This is a genomic window from Microbacterium resistens, from assembly GCF_031456305.1.
Classification (GTDB): Bacteria; Actinomycetota; Actinomycetes; order Actinomycetales; family Microbacteriaceae; genus Microbacterium; species Microbacterium resistens_A.
Window position 1 is genome coordinate 69249 of record NZ_JAVDUM010000011.1, and the last position, 13666, is coordinate 82914.

Below are 13666 nucleotides of genomic sequence, written 5' to 3' on the forward strand. Positions count from 1 at the left end.
TGTGCGGCTCTCTGCGCGTCCGAAACCCCTGGGAACGGGATGGAACGTGTCCTAGCCGTAGGTATCGCGGGGACCACGCCCTGGAACGGCTCTGGGGCCCCATTTCCATGAGGGGACGTCCGGCCCCACGAACCGGATGTTCTCGACCCCGGCCTCCGGATAGCGCCGGCCGATCTCCGTGACGATCACCGCGCGCATGTACTGGAGGTTCTTCGCCCACGCCGTCGAGTCGCATTTGACGGTGAGCATGCCTCCCTCCAGCGACACCGGCTCCGAGTGCTTCGCGGTGTCGGGCCCGGCGAGCTCGCCCCATTGGCGGACCAGGTCCTCGCGGCTGAGGGTCGTCTCCCACCCGGAGTCCTTGCTGAGCCGGATCAGCACGTCGCCGAGCATCCCCGGGTCGCGCCCCGGGGTGAACGGGGCGTTGTCGTCGTCCGTGACGATGCGCCGCTTGCGCTTCCACGAGGTGGCGCTCGGCTTCAGCCCCCGGAGGCGAAGGTAGGTCGCGACCGTCTCGGGGACGCGTGCGACGTCGTCCGGCTCAGTCATCCTCGCCCTCCTGCTCCTCGACGCCCGCCCTCTCGTCGGTGATCGTGCCCGCGGATATCCGCACCACATGCCGATGGAGGACCTCGGGGATATCCTCCTCCACCGCGGCCGTGACCACGACCTGCTCGTAGCCGGCGGTGATCGCCGCGAGCCGTTGCCGCCGGTCCGCGTCGAGCTCGGCGAACACGTCGTCGAGGATCAGCACCGGATCCCCCGCCGGGGACTCGTGCCGCAGGAGCTCGGCCGAGGCGAGACGCAGCGCGAGGGCGATCGACCACGACTCGCCGTGCGAGGCGTAGCCCTTCACGGGGAGGTCGCGCACCCGCAGCACGAGGTCGTCGCGGTGCGGGCCGACGAGGGTGAGGCCGCGTTCGAGCTCCGCCGAGCGCCTGGCCGCGAGCGCCGTGCGGAACAGCTCTGCGGTGGCACCGCCGCCCGTGGCCTCCGCCTCGGCGTCCCCCTCCTCGGGATCCGCGCCCCGGATCGACAGCGCCCAGTCCATCCGGGGGTCGTGATCGGCGCCCGCGATCGACGCGTACGCGTCGGTGAGGGGCTTCTGCAGGTCGTCCGCGAGGCGCGTGCGCGCATCGATGATCTCGGAGCCGAGGGCCACGAGCTTGTCATCCCACACGTCGAGAGTGCTGAGCCCTTCGCCCCGGACGCCCCTGGCGCGGGCGGACTTCAGCAGCGCGGTCCGCTGTTTGAGCACCCGGTCGTAGTCTCCGAGCACCCCCGCCATCCGCGGCGTGCGCTGGATGAGGAGCTGATCGGCGAAGCGCCGTCGCGCCGACGGATCGCCGCGGACGATCTGCAGGTCCTCCGGGGCGAACAGCACGACGTGGGCGTACCGGGGGAGATCGGCCGTGCGACCGGGGGAGCCGTTGATCCGGGCCTTGTTCGATCCCTGCCGGTTGATCTGCACCTCGACGAGGACCCGGCGCTCCCCGTGGGCGAGTCGCGCTCGGACGAACGCCGCGTCCTTGCCGTCCCGCACCATCGGCGCGTCCGAGGAGACGCGATGCGAGCCGAGGGTCGCGAGGAAGACGACCGCCTCGGCGAGATTGGTCTTGCCCTGCCCGTTCCGGCCGACCAGGACGTTCGGGCCGCTGTGGAGCGTGAGATCCGCGGTGGCGTAATTGCGGAAGTCCACGAGATTCAGGTGCTCCACGATCACGCGAGCAACCCTACCTTCCGGGTCCGACGCCGGCCGATCGCCGACGCCCGGCCCTCCCTCGCCCGCGAGACCGCATCTGCGTCACGAGACTGCGGGATTTTCGCGCAGTCTCGGAACGCAAGTGCAGTCTCGGCGGAGGGGAGGGCCGCGACGAGGCGGTCAGCGCAGCAGGAGATTGGGCTGCAGCAGGTACTTGAACGAGTCGAGACCCGCCTGCTCGACCGAGGTCTGGCTGGTCACGAGCACCGGGCTGAGCTTGTTCGCGTTGTCGGACGACGTGAACGTCACCCGCACGAACTCGCTCTTGACCGCGCTCAGCGCTTCGAGGAGGTACTGGGGGTTCAGGCCCAGAGTGACCTCGTCACCACCGATGAGGTGCGCGTCGACCGACTCGGAGGCGCGCGCCTGCTCGCTCCCCGATGCGTCCATCGTGACGCTGTCGGGACCGAACGTGAAGCGCAGCGGCGCCGAGCGGTCCAGCACCAGCGCCACACGGCGGACGGCCTCGGAGAGCTCGGCGGTGCTGACCACCGCATGGTGCTCGGTCTGCTCGGGGAAGAGCCGGCGCACCGGCGGGAAGTTCCCCTTGATGAGCAGCGAGGTGACGGTCTTGTTGCCCGCGGTGAAGGCGATGATCTCCCGATCGCCCGCCCCCGAGAACGAGATCTGGATCGTCCCGGCGTTGCCGAACGTCTTCCCGACCTCCTGCAGCGTGCGGGCGGGGACGAGAGCGCTCTGCTCCGAGGACTCGCCGTCCCACGGCACGTCGCGCAGGGACACGCGGTAGCGGTCGGTCGCGACGAGGCTGAGCTGGTGTCCGCTCACCTCGAGCTGCACACCGGTGAGCACGGGGGTCACGTCGTCGCGGGATGCGGCGAAGCCGACCTGGGCGATCGCGGTGCTGAACTCGTCGGCGGGCACGACGCCCGAGGTGCCGGAGACCTCGGGGATCGACGGGTATTCCTCGACCGGCATGGCGGCGAGGGTGAACCGTGCGGATCCGCAGCGCACGGTGATCCCGCCGTCGTCCTCGACGGCGATGTCGATCGGGGCATTGGGCAGCCGGCTCGCGATGTCCGACAGCAGACGGCCGTGGACCAGGATCGTTCCCGGCTCGTCGATGGACGCCTCGATCGTCGTGCGGGCGGAGGCCTCGTAGTCGAAGGCCGAGAGGGTGAGCCCGTCCTCGCCCGCTTCGATGAGCACGCCGGCGAGGATCGGCTGCGGGTTGCGCTGCGGGAGCAGCTTCACGACGAAGGACACCGCCTCGCTGAAGACGTCGCGATTGACCTGGAACTTCACTGAGCGCTCCTTCGTCGTCGTTCCACGGCAGATGCCGTCACATGGCGGACGCCACGGGATCCCATGCTAATGCCACGTTTCCTGGGATCCGACAGCCGGGGTGTCCCCGGAGCCGATCCGTCCCCAGCCGCCCTCCTTCAGGTGATCGAGCGACCGTCATTCGAGTTAACTCCTTAACGGTGTTAACAACTGTGGAGAATGTGGGTAACTCTGGGGATTCCTGACGGGACAAGGGAACTACAACGGTGTGAGATGTGGATTCTCTGCGGAATCCGGGGGATCGGGGGACCGGGGGCCGAACGCGGCTCCGGAGGGTTATCCACAGGTTGAGGGGATCCTTGGGGATTTCCGACCCCTGCGGAGGTCATTCATCCACAGGTTATCCACATGTGTAATTCGTGATATTCGCGGGGCGCGACGGGCAGTGACCGGTCAGCGGCGCCCGAGCTGGGCGGTGATCTCGGTGACCTGGTTGTAGATCGAGCGACGTTCCTTCATGAGATCGCTGATCTTCTTGTACGCGTACATCACCGTCGTGTGGTCGCGGTTGCCGAACAGCTGGCCGATCTTCGGCAGCGACAGGTTGGTCCGCTCGCGGCACAGGTACATGGCGATCTGACGCGCGGTCGCGATCTGCTGGGAGCGGCTGGAGCCGTAGAGGTCGTCGACGGTGAGCTTGAAGTACCCGGCGGTGGCGGTGATGATGTCCGTCGGCGAGATGATGTTGTCCTCGGAGTGGTCCACGATGTCGCGGAGCACGGTCTGGGCGAGGGGCATGTCGAGGGTCGACCGGTTCAGGCTCGCGTACGCGGAGACGCGGATGAGCGCGCCCTCGAGCTCGCGGATGTTCGAGGAGACGACGGTCGCGATGTACTCGAGGACCTCGTCCGGGATGTGGAGCGCCTCGCTCTGGGCCTTCTTGCGGAGGATCGCGATGCGGGTCTCCAGGTCCGGCGCCTGCACGTCGGTGATGAGGCCCCACTCGAAGCGGCTGCGCATCCGGTCCTCGAAGCCGGTGAGGAGCTTCGGCGCGACGTCGCTCGTGATCACGACCTGCTTGTTGTGGTCGTGGAGCGTGTTGAAGGTGTGGAAGAAGGCCTCCTGCGTCTCCGCACGCCCCTGCAGGAACTGGATGTCGTCGATGAGGAGGATGTCGACGTCGCGGTAGCGCGCCTGGAAGGCGGCGCCTCGGTTGTTCGCGATCGAGTTGATGAAGTCGTTCGTGAACTCCTCGCTGGAGACATACCGCACCCTGACCCCGGTGTAGAGGGACTGGGCGTAGTCGCCGATCGCATGCAGGAGGTGCGTCTTGCCGAGGCCGGAGTCTCCGTAGATGAAGAGCGGGTTGTACGCCTTGGCCGGCGCCTCGGCGACCGCGACCGCCGCCGCGTGGGCGAAGCGGTTGGACTGGCCGATGACGAAGTTGTCGAAGGTGTACTTCGGGTTCAGCCGAGAGTCGTGGCGGATCGGGGTCGGCTGCTCGATGGGGGACTCGGCGCGGGTCGACTCCTGACGGGACGCGCCGAAGTCCGAGACCGGGATCGGCATGGTCTGATGCTCGGCCAGCTCGTGGTTCACGATCACGCGGAACGCGGTGACCTCGTCGCCGGCTCCGGAGAGCGCCTCCATGATCGGCAGCCGGAGGCGCTTGTTGATCTGCGCGGCGGTGAGATCGTTGGGGACGTCCAGGTAGAGCGTGGAGCCCATGACGCCGGCGGGCACCGCGAGGCTCAGGAACCCCTGCAGCTGGGGCGTCACCCGATCGTCGTCGGCGAGGGCGTCCAGGAGGACGCTCCAGATCGGAACCTCAGGCTGCGCGGATGACGACATGGTGCTCCGGGGGGTCGGAACGGCGGCCCCGGATGAGGACGGCCGCCTGTGGATAACTGCTCGTGCCACGGTAGTCAGCGCGGGGGCGGAGGGCAACCTGTCCCTTGAGAACTGGGGAGAACGTGCGGATGCGTGTTCCTTCCGCTCATCCGTCCACAGCTGTGGATAATGACGGAGGCGGGCTCGTCGGTTTGCGATGTCGGGGGCGAAGACGTAGCCTTAATCGGTTGACTTATGCCTATCGGCAGTCTTTGTCCGCCCGTCTCCGGTCGCAGCGATCCCGGTGACAGCACTCCCGGAGTAACTCATGAGCAAGCGCACTTTCCAGCCCAACAACCGTCGTCGCGCCAAGAAGCACGGCTTCCGTGCCCGCATGCGCACCCGCGCCGGTCGTTCGATCCTCTCGGCTCGCCGCTCGAAGGGCCGCACCGAGCTCTCGGCGTAACACCCGTGCTCGCCCGCCGGCATCGGCTCGTGCGCGGCATCGACTACCGCACGGTGGTCCGCCGCGGCAGGCGATACGGCGGTGCGCGGGTCGTCACCTCCGTGCTGCTCACGGAGGAGGACCGCCCGCCGCGGTTCGGCTTCATCGTGAGCAAGCAGGTGGGCAATGCGGTCGTGCGGAACACCGTGCGACGGCGGCTCAAGGACGTCTGCGCGCGGAATCTGCCGCAGGTCCCCGCGGGCGCGGACATCGTGATCCGTGCGCTCCCGGCCTCCGCCTCCGCGCCGTTCGCCGATCTGCTCGCCGACGTCTCCCGGTCCCTGGGCCGCGTGGAGAACAGTGTGGGGAACAGGGCATGAGCGCTCTCCCGTCCTACTCCCGGGGGACTGCTCATCTCCACGGCACGGACGCTCTCCGTGCCGTTCCGCTCGTCCCGAGGAACCTGGTGCTGGGGTTCCTCACCGCCTACCGTGCAGTGATCTCCCCGCTCTACGGCGACGTGTGCGCGTACTATCCCTCCTGTTCCGCCTACGCTGTAGGTGCGGTGCAACAGCACGGCGCCGTGAAGGGCGCAGGACTGGCGGCATGGCGCATCGTGCGGTGCAATCCCTGGACTCACGGCGGTGTGGATGACGTGCGGCCGCACAAGAACTTCCGACATTCCCTCACACCACGAGGGTTCGTCGTACCTTCCCGAAAGGACTGATCAGTGGGCTGGGATCTCCTGTTCGCCGCAGCGACACCGTCGCCTACCCCCTCCGGGGGCGGCGGCTTCGACCTGCTCGGCACCGTCATGTGGCCGTTCAAGTTCCTGGTCGAGGCGATCCTCGTCGGCTGGCACTGGGTGCTCACGACGGTGGGGCTGCCGACCGCGGCCGGACTCACGTGGGTGCTCTCGATCGTCGGTCTGGTGATCGTGATCCGCGCGGCGGTGTTCCCGCTGTTCGTGCGGCAGATCAAGAGCCAGCGCAAGATGATGGAAATTGCCCCTGAACTGCGAAAAGTTCAGGAGAAGTACAAGGGAAAGCGCGATCAGCTCTCTCGTGAGGCGATGAGCCGCGAGACCATGGCGCTGTACAAGAGGCATGGCACGACGCCGATGTCGAGCTGTCTCCCGCTGCTGGTGCAGATGCCGTTCCTGCTCGGCATGTTCTACACGCTGAGCGATGTGAAGAAGCACGCCGAGGCAGGCGTCGGAGGTGTCGGGCTGCTCAGCTCGGCGCTGACGAAGGAGTTCTACGACGCGAAGCTGTTCGGCGTCGCCCCGCTGCACACGAGCCTCATCGAGGCCATCCAGCAGAAGCCGGACGGCTGGGAGGTCGTGGTCACGATCCTCGTGATCCTGGTCGTCCTCATGATCGGATCGCAGTTCTTCACCCAGCTGCAGATCATCTCGAAGAACCTGTCGCCGGAGGCCAAGACCGGTCAGGCCTACCAGATGCAGCGCATCATGCTCTACGTGCTGCCCCTGGGCTTCATCTTCTCGGGTGTGTTCTTCCCGCTCGGCGTCGTCATCTACTGGTTCGTCAGCAACCTGTGGACGATGGGGCAGCAGTTCCTCGTGCTCCGTGAGATGCCGACCCCCGGGTCGGACGCCGCGAAGGCCCGTGAGGAGCGTCTCGCGCGCAAGGGCAAGGCCATCAACGGCGAGGGGAAGGTCGTCCCGATGGAGGCCTACCAGGCGGAGCAGCAGCGCATGCTCGACGAGGCGGAGCGCGCGAAGGCGGAGGCTCCGAAGCGTCAGCAGCCCATGAGCAAGAAGCGTTCGAAGAAGAAGGGCGAGGCATGAGCGATCAGGACGGCACCGTGACCGATGTCCGGGACACCGATGTCCGGGACGAGGTTCCATCGGTCAGCGAGCTGGAGAACGAGGGCGACGTCGCCGCGGACTTCATCGAGGGACTTCTGGACATCGCGGACATCGACGGCGACCTCACACTCGACGTTCGCCAGGGGCGGGCCTACGTGTCGGTCGACGCCGATGACGACGCTCTGCGCCTGATCTCGGAGCCGGACACGGTCCAGGCCCTGCAGGAGCTCACCCGTCTCGCGGTCCAGAGCAAGACGGGCGCCTTCTCCCGCCTCATCCTGGACGTGGGCGGGTCACGTGACGCGCGGCGTCAGCAGCTCGAGAAGCTCGTCGACCTCGCCGTGGTGAAGCTGGAGGAGGGGGCCTCGCAGGCGTCCCTCCCGTCGATGTCGAGCTACGAGCGGAAGCTCGTCCACGACATCGTCGCCGACCGCGGTCTCGTCTCCGAGTCGTATGGCGAAGGCCCGACCCGGCACACCGTGATCCGTCGCGCCTGACGTTTCACGTGAAACATCGCGGTGTGCGTCTCCGCAGAACAGGGAGCTAGCGGATGATCGCGATCGACGGACTCGAGCCGGAACCCTCCGCCGCGATCGAGCTGTTCGGCGAGCGGATCGATCTGGCCCGAGCGTTCACCGCCTCACTCGCCCAGGAGGGGGAGGAGCGCGGACTCATCGGTCCGCAGGAGCTCCCACGGCTCTGGACTCGGCACATCCTCAACAGTGCGATCGCCGCTCCGCTGTTCCATGGCAGCGTCGCCGACATCGGCTCGGGGGCTGGGCTTCCCGGGCTCGTGCTGGCGATCGCACGCCCGGACGTGCACTGGACGCTCATCGAGCCGATGGAGCGTCGGGTGACCTGGCTCACCGAGCAGCGGGATGCGCTCGGCCTGGACAACGTCGAGATCTTGCGGGGCCGCTCGGAGGACGTCGGACGTGAGCGGTCCTTCGACGTGGTCACGGCCCGTGCGGTGAGCGCGCTGCGCACGTTGATCCCGATCACGGCACCCCTGGTCCGTGACGGGGGAGAGCTGACGCTGCTCAAGGGGTTGAACGCCGAGAACGAGATCGGCGCGGCGGCGAAGCAGATCAAGCGCTTCGGACTGACGAACGTCCGTGTCGAGACTCTCGGCGAGGGCCGTCTGGACGAGAGCACGCGCGTGATCCGCGCCACTGTACGGGCCACTGGCCGTGGCTGACTCGCAGTATCGGTGACGGGCGGACTGTTCCCATGCCAGGAATCCACCACGTCGAGGTCTGGGTATCCCCCCTCGATGTCGCACTGAGTGAATGGGGATGGCTTCTCCGGCGCGCGGGATTCACGCTGAAAGCGGAGTGGGCGGAAGGACAGTCGTGGGACGTGGGTGGGTCTGCGCTCGTCCTGACCACGTCTCCGAACCTGAAGGACGACCCTCACGATCGCCGGCGCCCCGGAGTGAACCACATCGCCTTCGCTGTGGGTGCGCGGGAGACGGTTGATGCGATCATGTCCGATGCGCCGAAGCATGGATGGACACCGCTGTACCACGACCGGTATCCGCACGCCGGCGGGCGGGATCACTACGCGGGATGGGTGGAGAACTCCTCCGGCTTCAAGGTGGAGCTCGTCGCCGACGCGGTATGAGCGCCAGATGTGAGTGCGAGATGAACCGTCGGTGTTTCACGTGAAACGGTCCACGACAGGTCGATGTGCGGAGACGCATGGGGGACACCCCGGCTCAACGCGACGTTTCACGTGAAACATCGCGTTTCGTGGCAGCCAAGAGGCCGATCCGTCCTCCGGTGTCGGTGAGCGCGATTAGAGTAGATGGGCAGGCCGCCGATTCCGCCGAAAGGAGTGGATGTTTCACGTGAAACAGTCCGAGAAGCCCTCGACGACGGGATACGGCGGCGATACCCCGCTCGCGCGGGAGCTGGCTGATCTGACGGCTCGACGCAAGGCTCTTGCCGATGTCACGGTGGATTTCGATGGCCCGACACGGATCTTCACCGTCTCGAACCAGAAGGGCGGCGTCGGCAAGACGACCACCGCGGTGAATGTCGCCTCAGCGATGGCTCAGCTGGGCGCGCGTGTCCTCGTCGTGGACCTGGACCCGCAGGGAAACGCGTCCACCGCACTCGGTATCCCGCACACCGCGGACGTGCCGAGCATCTATGACGTCCTGATCAACGACACGTCGCTGGCGGACGTCGTGCAGACGAGCCCCGAGTCCCCGGATCTCCTGTGCGCACCGAGCACTATCCATCTCGCCGGCGCGGAGATCGAGCTGGTGTCCCAGGTGGCGCGTGAGCACCGGCTTCGGACGGCCCTGCACGACTACCTGGAGTCGCATCCCACGGATGTGGTCGTCATCGACTGCCCGCCGTCGCTGGGCCTCCTCACGATCAACGCCTTCACAGCGGCGACCGAGGTCATGATCCCGATCCAGTGCGAGTACTACGCGTTGGAGGGGCTGAGCCAACTGCTGGGCAGCATTCGGATGATCCAGAAGCATCTCAACCCGGTGCTGAAGCTCTCGACGATCCTGCTGACGATGTTCGACGGACGGACCCGTCTCGCACAGCAGGTCGCCGAGGAGGTGCGCGAGCATTTCCCCGATGAGGTGCTGGACACCGTGATCCCACGATCCGTCCGTGTCTCGGAGGCGCCGAGTTTCGGGCAGACGGTGATTGCCTACGATGGGCAGTCGGTGGGCGCGGTCGCCTACCGTGAGGCTGCAGTGGAGATCGCCGGTCGCGCGGCGCGGATCGGAAAGAGGAACTGATGGCCAAGCGCACTGGACTGGGACGAGGTATCGGCGCGTTGATCCCCACCGTAGAGCAGGCCGAACGGCCGGTCGACGTGTTCTTCCCGGGCGCGAAGGAGACCGCGGCTGCAGAGGCGGCCGCGGCAGAGGAGCAGCTGCTCATCGTTCCGGGCGCGCGGCTCATCCACGTGGATCCGCACGCGATCGTCCCCAATCCCCGTCAGCCGCGGTCGGACTTCCGCGAGGGCGACCTCGCCGAGCTCGTGCACAGCGTGCGGGAGTTCGGTGTCCTCCAGCCGGTCGTGGTTCGGACGAACGCCGATGGTGCCTATGAGCTCATCATGGGGGAGCGGCGCACACGAGCAGCGCGCGAGGCCGGACTGGAGAAGATTCCCGCGATCCTCCGGGAGACCGCGGATGAGGACCTGCTGCGGGACGCGCTGCTGGAGAACCTGCACCGCTCCGAGCTGAATCCGCTCGAAGAGGCATCCGCGTACCAGCAGCTCCTCGAGGACTTCGGGACGACCCAGGAGGAGCTCGCGGCGCGGATCGGTCGTTCCCGGCCACAGATCAGCAACACCATCCGCCTGCTGAAGCTGCCCGTTCCCGTTCAGCAGCGTGTGGCGGCCGGGGTCCTCACCGCCGGGCACGCGCGTGCGATCCTCTCCCTGGTCGATCCGGAGGCGATGCAGAGACTTGCCGACAAGGTCGTGAACGAAGACCTCTCGGTGCGCGCGACGGAGGAGGCCGCGAAGACGATCCAGTCGGCGGGGTCCTCGTCGACGGGGTCAAAGCCCCATGCCGGAGCCCGTCGTGCCTACCTCGATGAGGTGTCTCACAAGCTCGGCGACCGTCTGAACACTCGGGTGCAGATCGCGCTCGGAGCACGAAAAGGCCAGGTCAAGATCGAGTTCGCCTCGATTCAAGACCTCAATCGCATCCTGAACGAGCTCGGCGAGGACGGCTACGGCGCGAGCTGATCCCGCCGGGCAGATCCGGTCCGTGCGGAGAGGCCGCCGTGGATGCCTGAGCCCATTGCCAGCGCGTGGGCGAGACGGTCACGGACGGGCCCCGATGTCGGTGCTCCCGCGTAGGCTTGTCGGGTGAGTGAATCCCCGGCCCGTCGCGCGAGTCTCGAGGTGCTTCGTGCCGAAGCAGCCGATGAGCTGGCTGTGCTCGTTCAGGAGAGGCTTCTCGGCGGGGAGGATCCGTGGGCGTTCATGGAGGAGCTCCCGAGCATCGACGAGCTCGTCGTCTTCCTGCTCCGGGCCGAAGGGATCACCTCTGACGGGGGAGTACGGCCCGACGCGACGCGTCACTACGACCTGCTTCGCCAGATCGCCCTGGACTATCCCGACCTCACGCCCGTCGTCTGGAGTCTGCTCGGCCACGGGTCTTCGCATCGCCGTTGGGATCCGGTGGTCGCCGACCCTCAGCAGGGCACTTCGGATCAGGCAAACCGTTTCACGTGAAACATCCCGCTTTCTGAGCCCAGCGATCGGCGCCATGTCCCGGGGGCTGTAACCCCTCAGCGGGGGCGGGCAATGACGGTACGTTCCACGTGAAACATCGTGCGATCCGACGACGACCCGACGTCACGCGAGAACGACGAAGCCCGCCCCCACAAAAGGCGGGGACGGGCTTCGAGGATCTGAAGGGGAGGCTCAACCGAGGAAGTCGGCGAGGTCCTTCTCCAGTGCGAACTTCGGCTTCGCGCCGATGATCGTCGTCTTGACGTCGCCACCCTGGAAGACCTTCATCGCGGGGATCGAGGTGATCTGGTACTTCATCGCCAGCTCGGGGTTCTCGTCGACGTTGAGCTTGAGGATGGTGATCTTGTCCGGGTTCTCCGCCTGGATCTCGTCGAGGACAGGCGCGACCATGCGGCACGGCCCGCACCAGACAGCCCAGAAGTCGACCAGAACGGTGCCCTCGGCCTGAAGCACGTCCTGCTCCCAGGTCGCCTGGCTTGTTGCCTTGGCAGTCATGGATTCTCCTTGTTCGTGAACAGTGACGTTCATCGACGTCAACAGCGGGTGAGGCCGGGATGTTCCCGACTCAGGCGGTGAGGATCTCGGCGGCCACGGCGGCCGGAACCTCGACCGAAGCGTCCTCTAAGTCGGCCAGGAAGTGCTCGGCGTCCAGGGCCGCTACCGTCCCGGAGCCCGCTGCGGTCGCGGCCTGGCGGTAGGTCGGGTCGATCACGTCGCCGGCGGCGAAGACACCGGGGACGGAGGTGCGGGACGAACGCCCGTCGACCCAGATCGTTCCCTCGGCGGTGAGGTCCAGCTTCTCGTGCACGAGGTGGGTGCGGGGGTCGTTGCCGATCGCGATGAACAGGCCGTCGAGGGCCAGGTCGCGGGTCGAGCCGTCGACGGTGTCGCGCAGGCGGACGCCGGACGTGGCCTCCTCGCCCAGGATCTCCTCGACCTCGCTGTTCCAGACGAACTCGATCTTCTCGTTCGCGAACGCGCGCTCCTGCATGATCTTCGAGGCGCGGAGCGAGTCCTTGCGGTGGATGACGTAGACCTTGTCCGCGAAGCGGGTGAGGAAGGTCGCCTCCTCCATCGCCGAGTCGCCGCCGCCGACGACCGCGATCGTGCGCTCACGGAAGAAGAAGCCGTCGCAGGTCGCGCACCAGGACACGCCATGACCGGAGAGGCGCTCCTCGCCGGCGACGCCGAGCTTGCGGTACGCGGAGCCGGTGGCGTAGATGATCGTCGCCGCCTCGTGGGTCGCCCCGCTGCCGAGCGCGACCTTCTTGACGGGGCCGTTGAGCTCGAGCTCGACCACATCGTCATAGACGATCTCGGTGCCGAAGCGCTCGGCCTGCTGCTGCAGCTTCGCCATGAGCTCGGGGCCCTGGATGCCCTCGGGGAACCCGGGGAAGTTCTCGACCTCGGTCGTGTTCATCAGCTCTCCGCCGACCTCGACGGAGCTGGCGATGAGCAGAGGTTGCAGGTTCGCTCGGGCGGCGTAGATGGCGGCGGTGAAGCCGGCGGGACCGGAACCGATGATGATGACCTGACGCATTGACTCTCCTCGTGTTCACGTGCCTCAACACATGGTAGCCGTGGGACATTCCCCCGCGCTGGGCGGCACGGGGGACCGGGTGCCGAGGCGGACGAGGATCAGTGCGCTGAGGGGACGTCGACGATGCGATCGATGCCGACGACGGGACGCAGCGTGCCCGAGGAGAAGGCGGCGAGATCGTCTCCGAGACGGGGGAGGGCATCAGGGGGGACCCAGAGCTCGAAGCCCGCGGAGGCCGCATAGGTCGTCGGGCCGTGCGTTGCCCCGTGCGCGTGAGCCCAGTCCCGGAGCATGTTGTCCAGGCGCCCCGCATCGGCGTGAGGGATGTCGATCGTCACCTGGCGGAGCAGGCCGCGATGCACGATCCGGGCCCGGTCGAGGACCTCGGAGGCGGCGGAGGAATAGGAGCGGACCAGCCCGCCGGCGCCGAGCTTCGTCCCGCCGAAGTATCGCGTGACGATCAGCACGACATCCGTCAGCCGCCGGCGCCGGAGGACCTCCAGCATCGGCACGCCCGCGGTCCCGGAGGGCTCGCCGTCGTCCGAGGACCGCGCCTGATCGCCCTGGACGCCCAGGACCATCGCTGTGCAGTGGTGGCTGGCGTCCCAGGCCGCCTTGCGGACGGAGGCGATGAGAGCGTCCGCTGCGGCGACGGAGGAGACGGGGGAGGCGTGGGCGATGAAGCGGGACTTCCGCTCGACGAGCTCGTGGGTGACGGCCGACGAGATCGTGTCGGGGTACCCGGCCGAGGGGGCGGTCATGCCTCCATCCTCCCGC

Annotated in this window: 17 protein-coding genes; 10 read left to right on the forward strand and 7 right to left on the reverse strand. The window is 67.4% G+C overall.

The genetic code is table 11. From position 1 onward, the window contains the following. Positions 1-51: 51 nt before the first annotated feature. The 4 genes from J2Y69_RS12720 to dnaA all read right to left on the reverse strand — a co-directional run bounded on the left by J2Y69_RS12720 (position 52) and on the right by dnaA (position 4855). Positions 52-549, reverse strand: a complete 498-nt coding sequence (locus J2Y69_RS12720) for a DciA family protein (protein WP_310021288.1) — start codon at positions 547-549, stop codon at positions 52-54. Further along, a complete protein-coding gene (gene recF / locus J2Y69_RS12725; RefSeq protein WP_310021290.1) occupies positions 542-1723 on the reverse strand; it encodes a DNA replication/repair protein RecF in 1182 nt (393 codons plus the stop codon). Before recF ends, J2Y69_RS12720 begins: the two co-directional genes overlap by 8 nt. Before the next feature lie 159 nt (positions 1724-1882). Further along, entirely contained in the window at positions 1883-3025 is a 1143-nt protein-coding gene (gene dnaN, locus J2Y69_RS12730) for a DNA polymerase III subunit beta (RefSeq protein WP_310021292.1), read from the reverse strand. 432 nt (positions 3026-3457) lie between these two features. Further along, positions 3458-4855 (reverse strand): chromosomal replication initiator protein DnaA, encoded by a 1398-nt coding sequence (dnaA, locus tag J2Y69_RS12735; protein WP_310021294.1) that lies wholly within the window; start codon positions 4853-4855, stop codon positions 3458-3460. 307 nt (positions 4856-5162) lie between these two features. Between dnaA and rpmH the strand changes: the two genes are divergently transcribed. The 10 genes from rpmH to J2Y69_RS12785 all read left to right on the forward strand — a co-directional run bounded on the left by rpmH (position 5163) and on the right by J2Y69_RS12785 (position 11328). Next, complete coding sequence (gene rpmH / locus J2Y69_RS12740; protein ID WP_310021296.1) at positions 5163-5300, forward strand: 50S ribosomal protein L34; 138 nt, start codon at positions 5163-5165, stop codon at positions 5298-5300. Between the two features lie 5 nt (positions 5301-5305). Then, a complete protein-coding gene (gene rnpA / locus J2Y69_RS12745) occupies positions 5306-5659 on the forward strand; it encodes a ribonuclease P protein component (protein WP_310021298.1) in 354 nt (117 codons plus the stop codon). Beyond that, positions 5656-6006 carry a membrane protein insertion efficiency factor YidD gene (gene yidD / locus J2Y69_RS12750; protein WP_310021301.1) on the forward strand — a complete coding sequence of 117 codons (351 nt, stop codon included), beginning with the start codon at positions 5656-5658 and terminating at the stop codon, positions 6004-6006. The genes rnpA and yidD overlap by 4 nt, the downstream gene beginning before the upstream one ends. Before the next feature lie 3 nt (positions 6007-6009). Beyond that, positions 6010-7089, forward strand: coding sequence for a membrane protein insertase YidC (yidC, locus tag J2Y69_RS12755; RefSeq protein WP_310021303.1), 1080 nt, complete (start codon positions 6010-6012; stop codon positions 7087-7089). Continuing rightward, a complete protein-coding gene (locus tag J2Y69_RS12760; protein WP_310021305.1) occupies positions 7086-7607 on the forward strand; it encodes a Jag family protein in 522 nt (173 codons plus the stop codon). The genes yidC and J2Y69_RS12760 overlap by 4 nt, the downstream gene beginning before the upstream one ends. 53 nt (positions 7608-7660) lie before the next feature. Beyond that, entirely contained in the window at positions 7661-8308 is a 648-nt protein-coding gene (gene rsmG, locus J2Y69_RS12765; RefSeq protein ID WP_310021307.1) for a 16S rRNA (guanine(527)-N(7))-methyltransferase RsmG, read from the forward strand. A gap of 32 nt (positions 8309-8340) precedes the next feature. Beyond that, complete coding sequence (locus J2Y69_RS12770; RefSeq protein ID WP_310021308.1) at positions 8341-8733, forward strand: VOC family protein; 393 nt, start codon at positions 8341-8343, stop codon at positions 8731-8733. A gap of 217 nt (positions 8734-8950) precedes the next feature. Continuing rightward, on the forward strand, positions 8951-9874 hold the full coding sequence (locus J2Y69_RS12775; RefSeq protein ID WP_310021310.1) for a ParA family protein: 924 nt from the start codon (positions 8951-8953) through the stop codon (positions 9872-9874). Beyond that, positions 9874-10836 (forward strand): ParB/RepB/Spo0J family partition protein, encoded by a 963-nt coding sequence (locus J2Y69_RS12780; protein WP_310021311.1) that lies wholly within the window; start codon positions 9874-9876, stop codon positions 10834-10836. The genes J2Y69_RS12775 and J2Y69_RS12780 overlap by 1 nt, the downstream gene beginning before the upstream one ends. 123 nt (positions 10837-10959) lie before the next feature. Next, on the forward strand, positions 10960-11328 hold the full coding sequence (locus J2Y69_RS12785) for a tryptophan synthase subunit alpha (protein WP_310021313.1): 369 nt from the start codon (positions 10960-10962) through the stop codon (positions 11326-11328). 192 nt (positions 11329-11520) lie between these two features. Here the strand turns inward: J2Y69_RS12785 and trxA are convergent, their stop codons facing one another. From trxA to J2Y69_RS12800, 3 genes are all read right to left on the reverse strand, one after another. Continuing rightward, positions 11521-11844, reverse strand: a complete 324-nt coding sequence (gene trxA / locus J2Y69_RS12790; RefSeq protein ID WP_310021316.1) for a thioredoxin — start codon at positions 11842-11844, stop codon at positions 11521-11523. 70 nt (positions 11845-11914) lie between these two features. Then, positions 11915-12889: a thioredoxin-disulfide reductase gene (gene trxB, locus J2Y69_RS12795; RefSeq protein ID WP_310021318.1), complete on the reverse strand. Its 975-nt coding sequence runs from the start codon at positions 12887-12889 to the stop codon at positions 11915-11917. A gap of 98 nt (positions 12890-12987) precedes the next feature. Further along, positions 12988-13650 (reverse strand): IMPACT family protein, encoded by a 663-nt coding sequence (locus tag J2Y69_RS12800; RefSeq protein ID WP_310021321.1) that lies wholly within the window; start codon positions 13648-13650, stop codon positions 12988-12990. Positions 13651-13666 lie beyond the last annotated feature (16 nt).